The 18,980-nt window shown below is 67.3% G+C and carries 19 protein-coding genes; 3 read left to right on the top strand and 16 right to left on the bottom strand.

The window, feature by feature from the left end:
• Positions 1-93 precede the first annotated feature (93 nt).
• Together ubiE and J7U46_RS13065 are read right to left on the bottom strand one after the other, a co-directional pair.
• Positions 94-825: a bifunctional demethylmenaquinone methyltransferase/2-methoxy-6-polyprenyl-1,4-benzoquinol methylase UbiE gene (gene ubiE / locus J7U46_RS13070; RefSeq protein ID WP_282826480.1), complete on the bottom strand. Its 732-nt coding sequence runs from the start codon at positions 823-825 to the stop codon at positions 94-96.
• Between the two features lie 23 nt (positions 826-848).
• Positions 849-1,277, bottom strand: a complete 429-nt coding sequence (locus tag J7U46_RS13065; RefSeq protein ID WP_282826478.1) for a DUF971 domain-containing protein — start codon at positions 1,275-1,277, stop codon at positions 849-851.
• A gap of 97 nt (positions 1,278-1,374) precedes the next feature.
• Here J7U46_RS13065 and J7U46_RS13060 point away from each other — a divergent pair, with 97 nt between their 5' ends.
• The 3 genes from J7U46_RS13060 to J7U46_RS13050 all read left to right on the top strand — a co-directional run bounded on the left by J7U46_RS13060 (position 1,375) and on the right by J7U46_RS13050 (position 4,904).
• A complete protein-coding gene (locus J7U46_RS13060) occupies positions 1,375-3,405 on the top strand; it encodes a M13 family metallopeptidase (RefSeq protein ID WP_282826477.1) in 2,031 nt (676 codons plus the stop codon).
• Positions 3,406-3,455: 50 nt separating this feature from the next.
• Positions 3,456-4,238: a transporter substrate-binding domain-containing protein gene (locus J7U46_RS13055; RefSeq protein ID WP_282826475.1), complete on the top strand. Its 783-nt coding sequence runs from the start codon at positions 3,456-3,458 to the stop codon at positions 4,236-4,238.
• Positions 4,239-4,469: 231 nt separating this feature from the next.
• Positions 4,470-4,904: a hypothetical protein gene (locus J7U46_RS13050; protein WP_282826473.1), complete on the top strand. Its 435-nt coding sequence runs from the start codon at positions 4,470-4,472 to the stop codon at positions 4,902-4,904.
• Positions 4,905-4,917: 13 nt separating this feature from the next.
• Here J7U46_RS13050 and J7U46_RS13045 read toward each other — a convergent pair whose 3' ends face one another.
• The 14 genes from J7U46_RS13045 to J7U46_RS12980 form a co-directional block, all read right to left on the bottom strand.
• Positions 4,918-5,349, bottom strand: coding sequence for an HIT family protein (locus tag J7U46_RS13045; protein WP_282826471.1), 432 nt, complete (start codon positions 5,347-5,349; stop codon positions 4,918-4,920).
• A complete protein-coding gene (locus J7U46_RS13040) occupies positions 5,346-6,599 on the bottom strand; it encodes a TIGR03862 family flavoprotein (protein ID WP_282826469.1) in 1,254 nt (417 codons plus the stop codon). The genes J7U46_RS13045 and J7U46_RS13040 overlap by 4 nt, the downstream gene beginning before the upstream one ends.
• A 62-nt stretch (positions 6,600-6,661) precedes the next feature.
• Positions 6,662-8,320: a transporter substrate-binding domain-containing protein gene (locus J7U46_RS13035; protein WP_282826467.1), complete on the bottom strand. Its 1,659-nt coding sequence runs from the start codon at positions 8,318-8,320 to the stop codon at positions 6,662-6,664.
• A gap of 73 nt (positions 8,321-8,393) precedes the next feature.
• Positions 8,394-9,293, bottom strand: coding sequence for an SDR family oxidoreductase (locus tag J7U46_RS13030; protein ID WP_282826465.1), 900 nt, complete (start codon positions 9,291-9,293; stop codon positions 8,394-8,396).
• A 3-nt stretch (positions 9,294-9,296) separates the two neighbouring features.
• Positions 9,297-10,223, bottom strand: a complete 927-nt coding sequence (locus J7U46_RS13025; protein WP_282826463.1) for a glutathione S-transferase family protein — start codon at positions 10,221-10,223, stop codon at positions 9,297-9,299.
• Positions 10,223-10,654, bottom strand: coding sequence for a GNAT family N-acetyltransferase (locus J7U46_RS13020; RefSeq protein WP_282826461.1), 432 nt, complete (start codon positions 10,652-10,654; stop codon positions 10,223-10,225). The genes J7U46_RS13025 and J7U46_RS13020 overlap by 1 nt, the downstream gene beginning before the upstream one ends.
• A gap of 5 nt (positions 10,655-10,659) precedes the next feature.
• Complete coding sequence (locus J7U46_RS13015) at positions 10,660-11,682, bottom strand: NADP-dependent oxidoreductase (protein WP_282826459.1); 1,023 nt, start codon at positions 11,680-11,682, stop codon at positions 10,660-10,662.
• Between the two features lie 115 nt (positions 11,683-11,797).
• Positions 11,798-12,250 (bottom strand): PaaI family thioesterase, encoded by a 453-nt coding sequence (locus tag J7U46_RS13010; RefSeq protein ID WP_282826457.1) that lies wholly within the window; start codon positions 12,248-12,250, stop codon positions 11,798-11,800.
• A gap of 4 nt (positions 12,251-12,254) precedes the next feature.
• Positions 12,255-13,046, bottom strand: a complete 792-nt coding sequence (locus J7U46_RS13005; protein WP_282826456.1) for an SDR family oxidoreductase — start codon at positions 13,044-13,046, stop codon at positions 12,255-12,257.
• Positions 13,047-13,074: 28 nt separating this feature from the next.
• Entirely contained in the window at positions 13,075-13,308 is a 234-nt protein-coding gene (locus J7U46_RS13000) for a hypothetical protein (RefSeq protein ID WP_282826454.1), read from the bottom strand.
• Positions 13,295-15,097 carry an acyl-CoA dehydrogenase gene (locus J7U46_RS12995; RefSeq protein ID WP_282826452.1) on the bottom strand — a complete coding sequence of 601 codons (1,803 nt, stop codon included), beginning with the start codon at positions 15,095-15,097 and terminating at the stop codon, positions 13,295-13,297. Before J7U46_RS12995 ends, J7U46_RS13000 begins: the two co-directional genes overlap by 14 nt.
• Before the next feature lie 20 nt (positions 15,098-15,117).
• Positions 15,118-15,540 carry a PaaI family thioesterase gene (locus J7U46_RS12990; protein WP_282826450.1) on the bottom strand — a complete coding sequence of 141 codons (423 nt, stop codon included), beginning with the start codon at positions 15,538-15,540 and terminating at the stop codon, positions 15,118-15,120.
• A gap of 2 nt (positions 15,541-15,542) precedes the next feature.
• Positions 15,543-16,718 carry an acetyl-CoA C-acyltransferase gene (locus J7U46_RS12985; RefSeq protein ID WP_282826448.1) on the bottom strand — a complete coding sequence of 392 codons (1,176 nt, stop codon included), beginning with the start codon at positions 16,716-16,718 and terminating at the stop codon, positions 15,543-15,545.
• 18 nt (positions 16,719-16,736) lie between these two features.
• Positions 16,737-18,833, bottom strand: coding sequence for a 3-hydroxyacyl-CoA dehydrogenase NAD-binding domain-containing protein (locus J7U46_RS12980; RefSeq protein WP_282826446.1), 2,097 nt, complete (start codon positions 18,831-18,833; stop codon positions 16,737-16,739).
• Positions 18,834-18,980 lie beyond the last annotated feature (147 nt).

Below are 18,980 nucleotides of genomic sequence, written 5' to 3'. Positions count from 1 at the left end.
TGCCCGCGCGCGGGGCGACCGAGTGTAGCTTTCACGGGCGACGGCTCAGCCCCCGCAAATCCGCCCCGCTTCGTCCGCAGGCTCAAGCAGTGCTCAGCACTTGATCCCGGCATGCAGCGCCACGATGCCAGCGCTGAGGTTGTGCACGTCCACATGGCCGAAGCCGGCCGTCTTCATCAGGGCCTTGAGCGCCTGCTGGTCGGGGTGCATGCGGATCGACTCGGCCAGGTAGCGGTAGCTCTCGGCATCGCCGGCAATCATCTGGCCCAGCTTCGGGAGGATGTTGAAGGAGTACCAGTCATAGGGCTTGGCCAGGGGCTTCGCGACCTTGGAGAACTCCAGCACCAGCAGGCGGCCGCCGGGCTTGAGCACCCGGCACATCTCGGCCAGGGCCTGGTCCTTGTGGGTCATGTTGCGCAGGCCGAAGGCCACACTCACGAGGTCGAAGCTCTCGTTCTTGTAGGGCAGCTTCTCGGCGTCGCAGAGGTTGGTGGGCAGGACCAGGCCTTCGTCCAGCAAGCGGTTGCGGCCCTGGCGCAGCATGGCCTCGTTGATGTCGGTGTGCACCACCATGCCGGTCTCGCCGACCTCGCGGGCAAAGGCGCGCGACAAGTCGCCGGTGCCGCCGGCAATGTCCAGCACGCGCTGGCCCGGCTTCAGGTTGGCCACGGCCACCGTGTACTTCTTCCAGGCGCGGTGCATGCCCATGGACATCAGGTCGTTCATCACGTCGTAGCGCGAAGCGACCGAGTCGAAGACACCACGCACGCGGCTGGCCTTCTCGGTTTCGTCGACGGTCTGGAAGCCGAAGTGGGTGCTGCTCATGTCCGGATGCTTCTCTTCAAAATTCAATGCGAATGGCTGCCGCAGGACGAGCCAGCTGAGCCGGACTTGTCGGGCATGGGCGTGTCGCGCGTGACGCCGGCTGCCGCGAGGCGGGCCTCGTAGTCCTGCCAGAGCTTCCCCTCGTTGGCGCCCAGCTGGTAGAGGTAGTCCCAGGAGAACAGGCCGCTCTCGTGGCCATCGGAGAACAGCGGCTGGATCGCGTAATGGCCGACCGCATTGATCGCCACGATGCCGATCTCGCGCTTGCCATACTGCAGCGTCTCCTGGCCCGGGCCGTGGCCCTGGACCTCGGCCGAGGGGCTGTAGACCCGCATCAGCTCGAAGGGGATACGGAAACGCGCGCCATCCGAGAACGCCACCTCCAGCACACGGGACTGCTGGTGGGCGGTGATTTCAGTGGGCGTGGGGGTGTTCTTGTCGAGGCCGGCCATGGGCGCTCAGTGTAGCGGCCGCCACAGGCCCAGCGTCGGCGCGAGCCCACTTGGGCTAGGCTCTTCGCCTTGTCGTACACACTTTGAGAGCAGCACCATGCGCCGTATCAATGCCCTAGCCCTTGCCGCCGCCCTCGCCTGTAGCAGCGCCGCCCAGGCCCTGGACCTGAAGGGCCTGTCCACCGAGGTCCAGCCCTGCCAGGACTTCTATGAACACGTCAACGGCCCCTGGCTCGCCCAGGCCGTGGTGCCGGCCAGCCAGTCACGCATCGGCAGCTTTGAGCAGTTGCGCCTGGCCAACGAGGCCGTGCTGCAGAACGCGCTGAACGAGCTGGTGGCCAGGCCGGCGCTGCAGACCACGCCCGGCCTGAAGCTCGCTGCCGCCTACTACGCCAGCGGCATGGACCTGGCGGCCATCGAGGCCAAGGGCCTCGCGGCGGTCAAGCCACTGCTGCAGCGCATCGATGGCCTGCAGCAGCGCGAGCAACTGCAGGCCCTGCTGGTCGAGCTGAGCCGCAGCCAGATCGTCGCGCCGCTCGCCCTCTCGGTGCGGGCCGATTCCAAGGATGTGCGCCGCAACGCGCTCTACCTCGGCAATGGCGGCCTCGGCCTGCCTGACCGTGAGGACTACTTCAAGACCGACGCCACCTCGGCCAAGCTGCAGGCCGCCTACAAGACCTACGCCCGCCGCCTGCTGGAGGCCGCCGGCACGCCAGTCACTGACGAGGCCATCGCTTCGTTGATCACCTTCGAAACCCGGCTCGCCGAGGCCACCAAGCCGCGCGACCAACTGCGCGACCCGAACGCCCAGTACAACCCCTTCTCGCCGGCCGAACTGGCCCAGGCCGCACCCGGACTCGACTGGGCGGCTTATCTGAAGGAAGCCACCACCACGGCGCAGCGCAAGGGCGGCGTGGATCGCGTGATCGTCGGCCAGCCAGCCTTCATGAAGCGCGTGGCCGAGCTGGCTGCCAGCACGCCTTTGGACACCTGGCGCCTCTACCTGAAGCTGCGCCTGCTCGACGCCACAGCCGACCGCCTGCCCAAGGCCTTCGCCTCGGCCCACTTCGACTACCGCGACGCCACCATCCGCGGCCTGCAGGCCGCGCCGCCGCGCGCCGAAGCGGTGATCCTGGCCATCGCCGGCCGCACCGGCAACCTGCCACTCGGCCTCAGCATGGGCGAGGTCTTTGTCAGCAAGGCCTTCTCGCCCGAGGCACAAAAGCGTTCCTCGCAGCTGGTGGCCGACGTGAAGGAGGCGATGCGCATGCACATCCGCGCCCTGGCCTGGATGAGCGAGCCAACCAAGCAGAAGGCCCTGCAGAAGCTCGACGCGATGACGCCCAAGATCGGCGCGCCCGAAAAGTGGCCCGACTACAGCGGCCTGCAGCTCGCCAATGACGACTACGCCGGCAACCTGCTGCGCACCTCGGCCTGGAACAGCAACCGCCAGATGAACGAGCTGGACAAGCCGGTGGACCGCGGCCGCTGGGGCATGTCGCCCCACGTGGTCAATGCCTCGGCCGGCGGCTTCAACGAGATCACCTTCCCGGCCGGCATCCTGCAGCCGCCCTTCTTCGATGCCAAGGCCGACGATGCCGTCAACTACGGCGCCATCGGCATGGTCATCGGCCATGAAATCACCCACCACTTCGACGACCGCGGCCGCCTGTTCGACAGCGTGGGCAACCTGAGCGATTGGTGGACGCAAGCCGATGCCGAGGCCTACAAGGAGCGCGCGGACCGCGTGGTCAAGCTCTACGGCGGCTACGAGCCCGTGCCTGGCGAGAAGATCAACGGCAGGCTCACCCTGGGCGAGAACATCTCCGACGTGGCCGGCATGCCCATCGCCTTCGACGCGCTGCAGATGGCCCTGAAGCGACCCGGCGCCAAGCTGGAGAAGATCGAGGGCTACACGCCCGAGCAGCGCTTCTTCCTGTCCAACGCCTTCCTGTGGCGCTCCAAGTACCGCACCGAGGCCCTGGTCAACCAGCTGCGCACCGACCCGCACTCGCCCGGCAAGTACCGGGTGATCGCGCCCATGAGCAATATGCCGGCCTTTGCCCAGGCCTTCGGCTGCAAGCCGGGCTCGGCCATGGTGGCGAGCGATCCCATCACCGTCTGGTGACAGCGAGCGGGGCAGGCGCCAGCTGGCTCACAATCGCGCCGATGCAAGGGATGCGACGACTCCTTCTGGGTGGCCTGCTGTGGACGCTGGTCGGCAGCGCCCTGGCCGCCAAGCCCTGCGTGCTGACGCAGCGCTGGAACGAGGATCCGCCCTACAGCATGCGCGACAGCAGCGGCGAGATTGTGGGCATCAACATCGACCTGGTGCGCGCTGCCCTGGCGCGCATGGGCTGTCAGCCCCGCCTGCTGGAGATGCCCTTCGCCCGGGCGCTGAGCGAGCTGGAGGCCGGCCGGCTCGACATCCTGCCCGGCGCGCTGCGGCGGCCCGAGCGCGAGGCCTATGCCCATTTCGCGATCGACCGCTGGCATTCGCGCAATATGCTGTTCGCCCATGTGGAGGCCAAGCCGCTCTGGCCGCAGCACAAGCTCGCCGAGATCCTGGTCAGCGGTTTCCGTCTGGGCGTGCAGCTGGGCGTGAGCTACGGGCCCGAGTACGCCGAGCTCAGCCGCGACCAGCACTTCATGCGCTTGCTGGAGAAGAGCGGTTCGCGCCGCAACCTCTGGCAGATGCTCAAGCTGCGCCGCATCGACGGCCTGATCGCCGACGAGCTCACTGCCCGCCACGAGATCCAGGCGCTGGGCCTCGGGGAGGTGGTGCGCATGACCGAGGTCATGGTGTCGGACGAATCCTCGGGCTTTGCCTTCAGCAAGAAGACCGTGGATGCAGGCTTCGTAGCACGCTTCAACCAGGCCACCGAGGCCATGCAAAAGGATGGCAGCTACCAGGCCATCGTGCAGAAATACCTGGACACCGCGCCGCTCCCGAAACCCTGAACAAGAACGTGACTTGCGGCATCCGTGCCACAAGGAATGTTCGATGAAATCAGGGTTTGCGACGAATGCAATTCATCGCGCAATGAGGCAGATCGTCGCGCGAGTTCTGGCGTTGGTCGCCTGCCTGTTGGGCCGGATCGTGCTCGCACCTAACCTGCAGGCAGACCGGATCGCAAAGGACTCAACAAGAGCAGCGAGACGGCAACCTCAAGCACGAACATGGAGCCCGTCATGCAAACCAAGTCCCTCATCAAGTCCCTGCTGGTCGCCCTTCCCCTGAGCATCGTCAGCACCCTGACGCTGGCCGCACCGCAGGATGAACTGAAGCGCGTCGAAGTGAGCGGCCGTCAGGAAGGCGGTGTGCGCACCGACGTCAAGACCAGCTGCCCCGGCATCGCCGCCGTGCTGCAGAAGAAGCTCTCGCCCGTCTGGGAGATGACGCAAGAGACCGGCCTGATCCGCGTTGATTTCACGCTGGATGCGCAAGGCGTTCATGGCATCCAGTCCAAGGGCGCCAACACCTACCGCGACAGCATCCGCCGCGCCATGCGCGACCTCGAATGCACCGGCGCTGGCACGCAACCCCAGCACTACGCCTTCAACATCCACGTGGTCTCGCCGGACAAGCTGCACCCGGGCAACCAGGTCGCTCTGCTGATCGACTGAAGCTCAGCCGAGCTCAACTCAAGGCCAGCGCCACGCGGCGGTCGAGGTCGGCCAGGGGCAAGGCCAGCATGGCCTCGGCCCGGCCCTCGACCTCGCGCCGCGCAGCGCCCCACACTGGATTGGGGAAGTGACTGTCCCAGTCGAACCGGGCGATCACATGCCAGTGCAGATGGGGCACGACATTGCCTAGCGTGGCCAGGTTGATCTTGGTCGGCCGCAAGGCCTCGCGCAGCACTTGCTCGATGCGCACCACGGCTTCCATGCAGAGGCTGCGGTCGGCGGCGGACAAGTCACTGAACTCGGCCACATGCGCCTGCCAGATCAGCCGGTAGAAGGCCGGGAAGTTTGCGTCATCCGTGGACCGGATGACGCGCCATTTCGGCGTTTGCAAAACCAGGAGTCCGCCGGCATCGCGGCACAGAGGGCAATCGCTCGATGTGTTCATGCCAGTGATTTTGCTGCAGCCTCGCCGGCCACCCAGCCGCTGGCCATGCTGGCGGTGAGCAGATAGCCACCGGTGGGCGCTTCCCAGTCCAGCATCTCGCCCGCGCAGAACACGCCTGGCAAGGACTTCAGCTGCAGGCCTTCGTCCAATGACTCCAACCGGACACCACCGGCCGTGCTGATGGCCTCGGCCACCGGCCGTGCCTGCGTGAGCGTGAGCGGCGCCGCCTTCAGCGTGCGGGCCAGCGTGGCGGGGTCGTGGTATTCGTCCTTGGTGAGCAGCTCGTGCAGCAGGCCGGCCTTCAGGCCTTCGACCTTCAGCCGGCTCTTCAGGTGGGTGGACATCGAGCGCGAGCCCCGGCCGCGCGCACATTCGGCCGCCACGAACTCGGCGTCGCGGCCGGGCAGCAGATCAAGCGTGATCTGTGCCTCGCCGAACTCCGCGATCTCCTCGCGCAGCAGGGCCGAGGCCGCATAGACCAGCGAGCCTTCGATGCCGCTGGCCGTGATCACGAACTCGCCCTGGCGCTGGAAGCTGCGGCCGTTGCGGCCCGTGAAGTTCAGGGCCACTGGCTTGACCGGTTGGCCGGCAAAGCGCTCGGCAAACAGCGGCGTCCAGGGCCGGCCGAGGTCGAAGCCGCAGTTGGCGGCGCGCAGCGGCGCAATCTCCACGCCGCGCGCTTGCAGGAGCGGCACCCAGGCGGCATCGGAACCCAGCTGCGGCCAGGAGGCACCGCCCAACGCCAGCACCACGGCATCGGCGCGCTGCAGCTCCTCGCTGCCGTCCTCGCGCTCGAAGCGCAGGGCCTGGCCGTCTTCGGTCCATCCCAGCCAGCGCCGCCGCATCTGGAAGCGCACGCCGCTGGCGCGCAGCCGCTGCAACCAGGCGCGCAGCAGCGGCGCCGCCTTCATCTCGATGGGGAAGACGCGGCCTGAGCTGCCGACGAAGGTGTCCACGCCGAGGTCGGCCGCCCAGGAGCGCAGGGCCGGGCCGTCGAAGCGGTCCAGCCAGCGCCCGACCTCGTGGCTGCGCTCGGCGAAGCGGCTGCGAAACGGCGCGACCTCTTCCGAGTGGGTGAGATTGAGCCCGCCCTTGCCGGCCAGCAGGAATTTGCGACCGACCGAGGGCTTGGCGTCGAACAGCGCCACCGCTACGCCGGCCGCACGCAGCCGCTCGGCCGCCATCAGTCCGGCAGGGCCGCCACCAATCACGATGGCGCGGCGGGAGGAAGGGATAGCGGAGGACAGCATGGCGGGAAAAGGAAGCGCGAGAGACGGGCCGCGATTGTCTCAGCCCGCGCCGCTGCCGCTCATCAGGCCGCGCGCAGCACCAGGGTGAAGCGGCTGCCCTGCCCCGCCTCGCTGGCCACGCTAATGCGGCCGCCCATGCGCTCCATCAATTGCTTGCAGATCACGAGGCCGATGCCCGTGCCTTCCTGCTCGCTGCGGCCCAGGCGGTTGAAGGGCTGGAACAGCTGGGCCTTCTGTTCGCTGCTCAGGCCGAGGCCGCCATCGGCCACCTCGATGCTGAAGGCCTGGGCCGCTTCGCCCCAGGCGCGCACCCGCACCCAGCCGCCGCTGCGGTTGTACTTGATGGCGTTGGACAGCAGGTTGTGCAGCACCTGCTCCAGCCGGATCGGGTCGGCCTGCACCTCGGGCAATGCCTCCACCTCGTCCAGCTCCAGCGAGATGCCAGCAGCAGTGGCCGCCGGCCGGGCCAGTTCCACGCAACGCCGCAGCAGCGGGCCGGCCTCGGTGGGCACCGGCTTGACCGACAGCGAGCCGCCCTCGATGCGCGAGAAGCTCATCATGTCGTCGATCAGCACCAGCAGGTGCTCGGCCGCGCGTTCGATGTGCTGCACGCGATGCGCCTGGGCCTCGTCCAGCGGACGCTCGGCGTCATTGGCCAGCAGCTGTGAGAAGCCCAGCACGGCGTTCAGTGGCGTGCGCAGCTCATGGCTGGCCTGCGACATGAATTCGCTCTTGGCCTTGTTGGCCAGCTCGGCCATGGCGCGGGCATGGTCGGCGTCCTGCAGGCGGCGGCGCTCGGCCAGTTCCAGGCGCAGCTGCTCCGTGCGCGCCGCCACCTGGCGCTGCAGGGAGCGGTTCCACAAGAGCATCAGACCCAGACCCAGCAACACCACCAGCAGGGCTGCAGCCGCAGCCCACAAGAGGGCACGCTGCCAGCGCTCGCTCTCGCGCTCCGGACCTATCCAGCGGTCGGCCAGGGCCTGGCGCTCGTCGGCCGAGATGCGGGCCAGCGCCTTGTCCAGCACCCGGCCCAGCAGCGGCCAGTCGCGCCGGTAGCCGATGGCCAGGTCGTAGGAGAAGCCAACGTCGCCCAGCACGCGCAGATTGCCTATGCCCTCGGTGCGCATCAGAAAGGTGGCGCCGGCCAGGTCGGCCACGGCCGCGCCGATCTCGCCGCCGGCCAGGCGGCGCAGCAGGCTCTTGTCGTCGGGCTCGATCTGCAGCGGGTTGTCCGGAAAACGCTCGTGCATGAACTCGGCCACCGCATAGCCCCGGCTGACCGCCACTGTCTCGCCCGGCTGCAATTCCTGCGACGCAGCGCCGCTGCGCCGCAGCAGCACGGCCGGCACGGTGACGAAGGGGCGGGTGAAGCCGAACAAACGGGTGCGCTCGGGTGTGGCGCGCAAGGCCATGATCAGGTCCAGATCGCCACGGCCGAGCGCCGCCAGGTTGTCGGCAAAGGGCTGGGGGGCCTGGAACTCGAGACGCAGGCCTGTCAATGCCTGCAGACGCTCGATGTAATCGGCCGAGAGGCCGCGTTGGCGCCCCTCGGCATCGATGAAGGTGAAGGGACCATAGGCCGCCGAGCCCGCCACACGCAGCCGGGGATGGGCGGCCACCCAGGCCCGCTCCTCCGGCGTCAGCAGGTCGGAGGCCGACGCCAGCGGCGCGAACATGGTCGCGGCCAGCAACAGGATCAACCGGGCGAAGAATGGGCGCACGCCGCCATTGTGAGCCGGCTGCCGGCGCTGCGGGGGCGCTGTCCGCGCACCGCCGCGATGTCGAGCTTGCCGGTCAGGCCCCGCGCAAGGCCTTCTTCAGCTGCGCGCCGATCTCGGGCTTGTCGTGGAAGGGGTCGGTCGGGTTGCGCAGCTGCATCACGTCTTCGAGCCGCGTCTGCACGCCGGCCAGGGCCTTCGGGTGGCTGAAGACGTAGAAGCGCTCCTCGTCCATGGCCTCGAACACGAGGGCTGCCACATCGGCCGCCGTGACCTTGCCGGAGCTGACCGCCTTGTCGGTCATGGCCTGGCTGATCAGCTGGCTCTTGCTCGGCCGGCTACCTGCCAGTTCCGCTGGGCGGTTGCGGTGGCTTTGCGAGATGCCGGTCGGCACGAAGAAGGGGCACAGCACGGAGCAGCGCACCTGGTCGCTGACCAGGGCCAGGTCTTGATACATGGTCTCGCTCAGCGAAACGACGGCATGCTTGCTGACGTTGTAGACGCCCATGTTCGGCGGGTTCAGCATGCCGGCCATCGAGGCGGTGTTGACCACATGGCCCTCGAAGGCCGGGTCGGCTGCGGCGGCTTCCAGCATCATCGGCGTGAACAGGCGCACGCCATGGACCACGCCCATCAGGTTGACGCCCAGCACCCATTCCCAGTCCGCCAGGGTGTTCTCCCAGATCAGGCCGCCCGAGCCGACGCCGGCGTTGTTGAACACGAAGTTCGGTGCGCCGAAGCGCTCCTTCACGGCGGCGGCCAGCATCTCCATCTGCTCGGCCTTGGCCACGTCAACGCGGCGTGCCAGCACCGGCACCCGGCCTTCGAACTCGGCGGCCGCCTTGTCGAGGGCGTCGGCCTGTACGTCGCAGAGCACCAGGCTCATGCCGCGCTCGGCGGCGATGCGGGCCACCTCGAGGCCGAAGCCCGAACCGGCGCCGGTGATCACGGCGGTCTTGCCTGCGTAATGCTTCATCTTTCAGCTCTCCGTCTTGCGCAGGGCATAGCCGATGCGCGGGAAATGGACATGGACCGTGCCGGCGCGCTCGTCGAGGCGGCGCAGCGTGATCGATTCGTGGCTCAGGCCAACCAGCTCGCCGCTGACGACATCGCTGGCGTAGTCCATGGCCGAGACCTGCACCGTTGCGCCCGCCTCGAAACCGAGGCCCGGCTGCACGGCACAGGCCGCCGGCGTGCTGCGGCTCGCGATGGCAATCGCCTCCTCGCTGGAGAGCTTGCTGCTATGGCCATGGCCGAAGGCGGCCGCGCGCTCATACCAGGCCGCCAGCAGCATGAACGGCGCGAGGATGCCCGCCACCGGCGGGGCCCGGCGGATGTACCAGATGCTCTGGGCGACCGAGAAGTCCGCGAGGCTGGCCTCGGTGCCGCACAGGAAGCGGCGTCCATCGGACAGCATCTGCTCCAGCCAGCCGAGGTAGCTCTGCAGCGCAGCAGCGGCATCGCGGGTGCTGGGCCGTTTCATGCCGGTCGTCATCGCGGCGCGGTCGGCGGCAAAAGCCTGCATGAACTCGGGCGGCGCACCGGCAAAGATCGCAGCCGCGCCGGCCGGCTGCATGGTGTACGGGATCGCCACCCAGAACAGGTCGCTGTCGGCCCATTGGGCCAGCAGGTCGGTCTGGCCTGCCGCACCGGCAGGCCACAGGCTGGGCGCAGGCGCCTGCTGCTCGATCACGCGGCACATCAGAGCCGTGTCGCAATAGATGTCGGCGCCGACCTGCAGAAACGGCGTGCGGCGGTAGCCACCGGTCAGCGCCACCACGTCGGGCTTGGGCATCATCACCGGCACATTGACGCTCTGCCAGGTCAGGCCCTTGTGGCCCAGGATCAGCCGCATCTTCTCGGAGAAGGGGGAACCGGCGTAGTGGTGCAGGATCAGCTCGTTCATCACGCAGCTCTCTTCATGTCGATGTGGGGAATGCCGTCTTCTTCGTAGAGCGCGGAGACCGGCTCGAAACCAAAGCTGGCGTAGAAGCGCTGCAGGTAAGCCTGCGCGGCGAGCTCGATGGCCTGGCCCGGCCAGAGGCGCTCGCATTCGGCGATGGCCTGCTGCATCAGTGCCCTGCCCTGGCCAGCACCACGGGCGCCAGGCGCCGTGACGACCCGACCAATGCGCGGCCCCTCAAGCAACCGCGCATAGGCCTGCAAGCTGCCGGCCTCGTCCCGGCCCAGCAGATGCCAGGCCTCGAGGTCGGCACCGTCGGGGTCCAGGTAGACGCACTGCTGCTCGACGACGAAGACCTCCGAGCGCAGCTTCAGCACCGCATAGAGCGAGCGCGCATCCAGCGCCTCGAGGCGCGAACAGCTCCAGTGCAGCATGGGCCTCAGACCAGCTTGACCAGCTGCTTGCCGAAGTTCTTGCCCTTGAGCAGACCGAGGAAAGCCTCGGGCGCGGCAGCAATGCCCTGCGCCACGCTCTCACGGTACTTGAGCTTGCCGGTGGCCACGAGGGTGCCCAGCTCCTTCAAGGCCTCGGGCCAGACCTCCATGTGCTCGGAGACGATGAAGCCCTCGACCTTCATGCGGTTGGTGAGGATCATCTGCGGGTAGCTCATGGGGATGGGCTCGCCGTTGTAGCCGGAGATCATGCCGCACATGGCGACGCGGCTGAAGGCATTGGCGCGCAGCAGCACGGCGTCGAGGATCATGCCGCCGACGTTCTCGAAATGGCCATCGATGCCGTTCGGGCAGGCCGCCTTCAGTGCGCCGGACAGCGACTTCAGGTCCTTGTGCTCCTTGTAGTCGATGCAGGCATCGAAGCCCAGCTCCTCGACCACGTAACGACATTTGTCCGCACCGCCGGCAATGCCCACGGCGCGCGCACCGCGCGTCTTGGCCAACTGACCCACGGCGCCACCCACCGCACCCGATGCCGCGCTGACGACCACGGTCTCGCCGGCCTTCGGGTTGATGATCTTCACGAGGCCGTACCAGGCCGTGACGCCGGGCATGCCCACGGCGCCCAGATAGGCCGACAGCGGGATGTGGGTCGTGTCCACCTTCTGCAGCACGCCGCGCTGGTTGGCATCGACCAGCTGGTACTCCTGCCAGCCGCCCATGCCGACGACCTTGTCGCCGGCCTTGAAATGCGCGTTCTTCGAGTCGACCACCTCGCCGACGGTGCCGCCGATCATCACCCCGTTCAGCGGCTGCGGCGCGGCATAGCTCTTGCCGTCGTTCATGCGGCCGCGCATGTAGGGGTCGAGGCTCAGGTAGTGGTTGCGCACCAGCACCTGGCCCTCGGCCAGCGCCGGCACCTCGGTTTGCACCAGTCGGAAGTTGTCGACCGACGGCTCGCCCTGGGGACGCGAGGCGAGAAGGATTTGCTGATTGATGAGGGTGGTCATGGAGGGTCTCCTGCGGGGAATGCCGGTGATTGAATCACGGCCTCCCCCACCCTCGCGTCCCAAGGGTGACAGAAAAGAACGATCGTGCTTTTCTGTCCCTCCGGCAGGGCAGTCCTCAGGTCCGCTGGAGGTCCTTGAGGCTGCGCCCCCGCCCCGGCAGCGCCCGCAAATACTTGAAGGTGCCGGTGGCATGGGCGCAGAGTTTTCCGTCCTCGCCGATCACCGAGCCTTCGCAAAAGGCCATGGTGGTGGAGCGGTGCAAGAGCTTGCCGACGGCGCGCAGTTCGCCTTCGCCAGGGCGCATGAAGGAGGTCTTCATCTCGACCGTCACCACGCCGGGGCCGAAGTCCGGCTGGTCGCGGTGGATGCTGCGCGCCGCGTGGGCCATGGCCACGTCGAGCAAGGTCATCAAGACACCGCCGTGGGCCACCTCCCAGGAGTTCAGATGCCCCTCCTTCAGGTCCACGCGCAGCTCGGCCTGGCCGTCGCCGATGCTGTGCAGCTCGAAGCCGAGTTGCTCGACGAAGGGAATGTGGACTGGAAACTTCAAGGGCGCCTTGTCCTTCATGCGCTCAGCCTCCGACCAGGGCGCTCACGCCACCATCCACCGCCAGGATCTGGCCGGTGATGTGCTTGCCGGCGCGGCTGGCGAACAAGACGGCCGCGCCCTTCAGGTCCTCGTCGTCGCCGAGGCGGCGCAGCGGGGCAGCGGCGGCCAGTTTTTCGGCACCGACCGTGGCCAGCAGACCCTTGGTCATCTTGCTCGGGAAGAAGCCCGGCGCCAGCGCGTTCACGGTGATGCCGTACTCGCCCCACTCGCCCGCCAGCGCGCGGGTGAAATTCACCACCGCGCCCTTGCTGGTGTTGTAGGCGATGGTCTTCATCATCGAGGGATTGCCGCCGAGGCCGGCGATCGAAGCCACGTTGATGATGCGGCCGGACCGGCGGGGAATCATGCTGGCCTGGGCCGCTGCCTGGGCGAACACGAAGAGGCTGCGGATGTTGAGGTCCATCACCTTGTCCCAGGCCTCGAGGGGGTGGGACTCGGCGGGCGCACCCCAGGTGGCGCCGGCGTTGTTGACGAGGATGTCAATCTGGCCAAGCCGCTCCATGGTCTGAGCCACCACACCGCGCGCCTGCGCTTCATCGGCTGCATCCGCTGCAATCCAGCGCGCGTCAATGCCACGGTCCTGCAGATGGGCCACGGCCTCTTCAAGATCAGCCGCCTTGCGCGAGCTGAGCATGATCTTGGCGCCGGCCTCGCCGAGGCTCTCGGCGATCTGCAGGCCGAGGCCGCGCGAGCCGCCGGTCACCAGGGCCACCTGGCCGCTCAGGTCGAACAGGGATTGGACGCGTTCAGTCATGCGAGTCTTTCAAACGTTGGGCGCGGCGCTACTTCAGGCGTGAGCGCAGCCAGATCAGGAACACACCGGCACCCGCCGCGATGCCACCCTTGGCGAGCAACACCGAACCCAGGGTGACGGATTCGCCGCCACGCACCAGGAACAGGCCCAGCACCACGGCCAGCAGGCCGCCGTAAATCAGAATCCAGACCAGACGCTCAATCCACGCCAGCGTCTGGGGCGAAACGGTCTTCTTGTTGTCCGTCGTTTCAGAAGCAGCCATCCTCGATCTCCCGGCACAGGCCCTCGCGCCGCTCGACCGGTTCCAGCCAGGCGGCAAGCTTGGGCAGCTCATAAGCAAAGAAGTACTTCGCGGCGGCCCTCTTGCCGCGCGCGAACGCATTCTCGCCTGTGGCGCAGAGACTCAGGTCCAGCCAGACCCAGGCCAGCACCAGATGGCCGAAAGCCTGCAGGTACAGCGTGGCATTGGCCAGGGCTTCCTCGGGGTTGCCGGTGGCCCAGGCCGCCTTGGTGGCCCGGCCCACCCGCGCCATGGCAGCCGCCAGCTGGTTGGCCTGTTCGGCCAGCGCGGGCTGCTGCAGGGCCAGTTGCACCGTGGCGTTGATGCGGCCGGCCAGCGCCATCAGCGCGCTGCCGCCATTCATCACCACCTTGCGGCCCAGCAGGTCCAGGCCCTGGATGCCGTGCGTGCCTTCGTGGATCATGTTGAGCCGGTTGTCGCGCCAGTGCTGCTCGACCGGGAAATCGCGCGTGTAGCCATAGCCGCCCAGCACCTGGATGGCCAGCGAATTGGCCTCCAGGCACCACTCGCTCGGCCAGCTCTTGGCGATGGGGGTCAGCACTTCCAGCAGCAGCTTGGCCTCGGCCGCACTGGCTGCGTCGCCCGTGTGTTCCTCATCGACCAGGCGGGCGCAGAACAGCGAGAGGGCCAGGCCGCCTTCGACATAGCTCTTCTGCGCCAGCAGCATGCGGCGCACGTCGGCGTGCTCGATGATGGGCCGCTGCGGCTGCGACGAGTCCTTGCCGGAGGGGCCGATCGGCCGGCCCTGCGGGCGCTGGCGCGCGTACTCCAGGCTCGCCTCATAGCCTGCGTAGCCCAGCATCACGGCGCCGAGGCCAACGCCGATGCGCGCCTCGTTCATCATGTGGAACATGCACTTGAGTCCGTCACCCGGCTGGCCCACGAGATAGCCCACCGCGCCGGCCTTGCCGCCCGGCTTGAAGCGGCCCTCGCCGAAGTTCAGGAGGCAGTTGGTCGTGCCGCGATAGCCGAGCTTGTGGTTGAGGCCCGCCAGCGAGACGTCATTGCGCTCGCCGGTCAGTTGTGCATCCCCGTTCACCAGATGCTTGGGCACGATGAAGAGCGAGATGCCCTTGGTGCCCGGCAAGGTCTTGCCATCAGGCCCGGGGATCTTGGCCAGCACCAGATGGATGATGTTCTCCGACAGCTCATGCTCGCCGCCCGAGATCCACATCTTGTTGCCCTTGAGGCGGTAGCGCGGCCCCAGCTCATCCTCGCCATCAGGTTCGGCCCGGGTCGCGATATCGGACAGCGAGGAGCCCGCCTGCGGCTCCGACAGGCACATGGTGCCGAACCAGCGGCCAGAGAACTCGTTGGCGGCAAAGACCTCGCGCTGCTTGTCCGTGCCATGCGCCATCAAGAGGTTGGCATTGCCCTTGGTCAGCATCGGATAGCCCGACAGCGCCACGCTGGCCTTGCTGAAGAAAGTCTTGGCCGCCATCTCGATCACGCAGGGCAGTTGCATGCCGCCGAGGTCGTAGTCCTGCGCGGCGGCCAGGAGGCCGCTCTCGACAAAGGCGTCCATCGCCGCCTTCGTGGCAGCGGGCAAATGCACCTTGGCGCCATCAAAGTGAGGCTCTTCTGTATCGACGAGGCGATTGAAGGGCGCGAATTTCTCGCGGGCGATGCGCTCGCTGGTGTCCAGCACCGCACCGAAGGTCTCCAGCGAGTGGTCGGCAAAGCGCTCGCGCTGGTTCAGGGTCTCGACCTTGAGCCAGTCGTTGAGCAGAAAATCGAGGGTCTGGCGCATGGCGCCTCCTTGTGTGCTTCTCAGTCGGCCAGCTTGACGATGGTGCCCTGGGCCAATGCGCAGAGCTTTTCCTCGCCGTTGGCCACGGCAAAGACCTCACAGCGGCACACGGCCTGCGTCTTGCTCACGGCGTCGGCGGTGGCGCGCGCAATGAGTCGCTCGCCCACGCCAGGCCGCACATAGTTGATCTTGAACTCCGAGGTCACCACGGGCACCTGCATCGCGGTGCCGCCGGCAAAGGTCAGGGCGTTGTCGGCCAGGTAGCTGACCACGCCGCCATGGGCGAAGCCATGCTGCTGCTTGAGCTGCTCGGTGATCGGCAACTCCAGCTGCACCTGGCCGGGAGACAAGGCCGTCAGTTCGGCGCCAATCAGCACGCTGAACGGCTGCTTGGACAGGATGTCCTGGCCCATGGCCAGGAACTGCGCCGGGCTGACGCTCATCGTCACAGGACTTCGAAGACGCCAGCGGCGCCCATGCCGCCGCCGATGCACATCGTGACGCAGACCAGCTTGGCACCGCGGCGCTTGCCTTCGATCAGCGCATGGCCGGTCAGGCGCTGGCCCGACACGCCATAAGGGTGGCCCACGGCAATCGCGCCGCCGTTGACGTTCAGGCGGTCCATCGGGATGCCCAGCGTGTCGGCGCAATAGAGCACCTGCACGGCAAAGGCTTCGTTCAGCTCCCACAGGTCGATGTCCGACACCTTGAGGCCCAGCTTCTTCAGCACCTTGGGCACGGCGAACACCGGGCCGATGCCCATTTCATCGGGCTCGCAGCCGGCCACGGCAAAGCCGAGGAAGCGGCCCAGCGGCTTCAGGCTGTGCTGCTGCGCATAGTCTTCGCTGACCACCACGCAGGCACCAGCGCCATCGCTGAACTGGCTGGCATTGCCGGCCGAGATCAGGCCGCCGGGCAAGGCGCTGCGCAGGTCCTTGATGCCTTCGTAGGTCGTGCCTTCGCGCAGGCCTTCGTCGGCCGACACGGTCACTTCCTTGGTCGTCATGCCACGGACTTTGTCCACGACGCCCATGGTCACGGTGATCGGTGCGATCTCGTCGTTGAACTTGCCGGCGGCTTGCGCAGCGCAGGCCTTCTGCTGGCTGCCGGCGCCGTAGTGGTCCATGCGCTCGCGCGAGATGTTGTAGCGCTTGGCCACCTGTTCGGCGGTCTGCAGCATGCTCCAGTAGATCTCGGGCTTGATCTTCAGCAGGGCCGGGTCCGCGTACATGTGGCGGTTGGCCTCGTTCTGCACGCAGGAGATGCTCTCCACGCCACCGGCCACATACACGTCGCCCTCACCGGCGATGACGCGCTGCGCGGCCATGGCGATGGTTTGCAGGCCCGAGGAACAGAAGCGGTTGATGGTGACGCCGCTGACGGTGATCGGCAGGCCGGCGCGCAGCACGATCTGGCGGGCGATGTTGCCGCCGGTCGCGCCTTCGGGCGTGGCACAGCCCATCAGCACGTCTTCGATGTGGTTGGCATCAATGCCGGCGCGCTGCACGGCGGCCTGCACCGCATGGCCGCCCAGCGTGGCGCCATGCGTCATGTTGAAGGAACCCTTCCAGCTCTTGGTCAGCGGGGTGCGGGCGGTGGAAACAATCAGTGCCTTGCTCATGGTGAAGTTCTCCTGGCCTTATTCAGTGAAGCTCTTGCCTTGCTCGACGAGGCGAGCCAAGAGCGGCGCGGGTTGCCAGAAGTTGGCGTCGTCATGCGGGTTGCGGGCGAAGCGCTTCATCGTCTGCACCACGTTGTAGAGGCCCACGGTGTCGGCATAGCACATCGGGCCGCCGCGCCACAGCGGGAAGCCGTAGCCGGTGAGGTAGACCATGTCCACGTCCGAGGCGCGCTGGGCGATGCCCTCTTCCAGCAGATGCGCGGCTTCATTCACCAGCGCGAAGACCAGGCGATGGACGATCTCTTCGTCAGAAATCTGGCGCGGCGTGATGCCGAGCGCCGCGCGGTGCATCTCCAGCATTTCCTCGACGGCCTTGGACGGGATGGCGTCGCGCTTGCCGGCCTGGTAGTCGTACCAGCCGGCTTGGGTCTTCTGGCCGTAGCGGCCCATTTCGCAGAGCAGGTCGGCGCTCTTGGAGTAGCGCAGGTTCGGCTTCTCCTGGTAGCGGCGCTTGCGGATGGCCCAGCCGATGTCGTTGCCGGCCAGGTCGCCCATGCGGAAGGGGCCCATGGCGAAGCCGAAGCGCTCGGCCGCCTTGTCCACCTGTTGCGGCGAGCAGCCCTCGTCGAGCAGGAAGCCGGCCTGGCGGCTGTACTGCTCGATCATGCGGTTGCCGATGAAGCCGTCGCAGACGCCCGACACCACCGCCGTCTTGCGGATCTTCTTGGCGAGCTGCATCACGGTGGCCAGCACGTCCTTGGCGGTCTTCTCGCCGCGCACCACTTCCAGCAGCTTCATCACATTGGCCGGGCTGAAGAAGTGCATGCCCACCACGTCCTGCGGACGCTCGGTGAAGCTGGCGATCTTGTTGACGTCCAGCGTCGAGGTGTTGGAAGCGAGGATGGCACCGGGCTTCATCACCTCGTCGAGCTGCTTGAACACGGACTCCTTGACGCCCAGTTCCTCGAAAACCGCCTCGATCACCAGGTCGGCGTCGCCGATGGCGTCGTAGCTCAAGGTGGTGGCGAGCAGCGCCATGCGTTCGGCGTACTTCTCTTCCTTCAGCTTGCCCTTCTTAACCTGGGCTTCGTAGTTCTTCTTGATCGTGGCCACGCCGCGGTCCAGCGCTTCCTGCTTCATCTCCAGCATGGTCACAGGGATGCCGGCGTTCAGGAAATTCATCGTGATGCCGCCGCCCATGGTGCCGGCGCCGATGACCGCCACCTTGGCAATCTTGCGCACCGGCGTGTCGTCCGGCACATCGCCAATCTTGCTGGCGGCGCGCTCGGCGAAGAAGGCATGGCGCAGCGCTTTGGATTCCGGCGTCATCATCAGCGCGACGAAGCCTTCGCGCTCGGCCTTGATGCCGTCGTCGAACTTCATGTTGACAGAAGCCGCCACCGCTTCCAGGCAGCGCAGCGGCGCCGGGAAATTCTTGCTCATGCCGCCCACCATGTTGCGGGCGAACTGGAAGAAGGCCTCGCCATTGGCCACCCGGGCCTTCAGGTCGCGCACCTTGGGCAGCGGGCGCACATCGGCCATCTCCTTGGCGAAGACCATGGCGCCGTCGATCAGGTCGCCTTCGATGATGCGGTTGAACAGGATCTGGCCCGGCACCATGGCCAGCAGCTCGCTGTTGACCGGCTCGCCGCTGACGATCATGTTCAGCGCCGGCTCCACACCCAGCGCGCGCGGCAGCCGCTGCGTGCCGCCGGCACCGGGCAGGAGGCCCAGCTTCACTTCGGGCAAAGCGATCTTGGCGCCAGGAGCCGCAACGCGGTAATGGCAACCCAGCGCCAGCTCAAGGCCGCCGCCCATGCAGACCGTGTGGATGGCCGCGACGATGGGCTTGCTGCAGTTCTCGGCCACGCTGATCAGGCTGTGCAGGTGGGGTTCAGCCAGCGCCTTGGGCGTGCCGAACTCCTTGATGTCGGCGCCGCCCGAGAAGGCCTTGCCGGCGCCGGTGATGATGATGGCCTTGACCTCGCCATCCTCCTCCGCACGCTGGATCGCCTCGGCCGCGGCCTTGCGGGTGGCATAACCCAGGCCGTTGACCGGCGGGTTGCTCAAGGTGATCACGGCAACAGTGCCGCGGACTTCATATGTGGCAGTCATGCTTACCCCTTCAGGCACGGAATAGAACGATCGTTCGATTCTAGGCAGGGATCGCGACCGCCCGTTGTCCCTGCTGCGACACAGGGCCGGGGCGCTGCTCGCCCGGCTCTGCGGGCAACTACCACTGCCGGGGCGGTTGCACCGAGT

This window comes from Pelomonas sp. V22, assembly GCF_030014915.1.
Taxonomy (GTDB): domain Bacteria; phylum Pseudomonadota; class Gammaproteobacteria; order Burkholderiales; family Burkholderiaceae_C; genus JAUASW01.
This window is presented reverse-complemented; position numbering and strand designations above follow the sequence as displayed.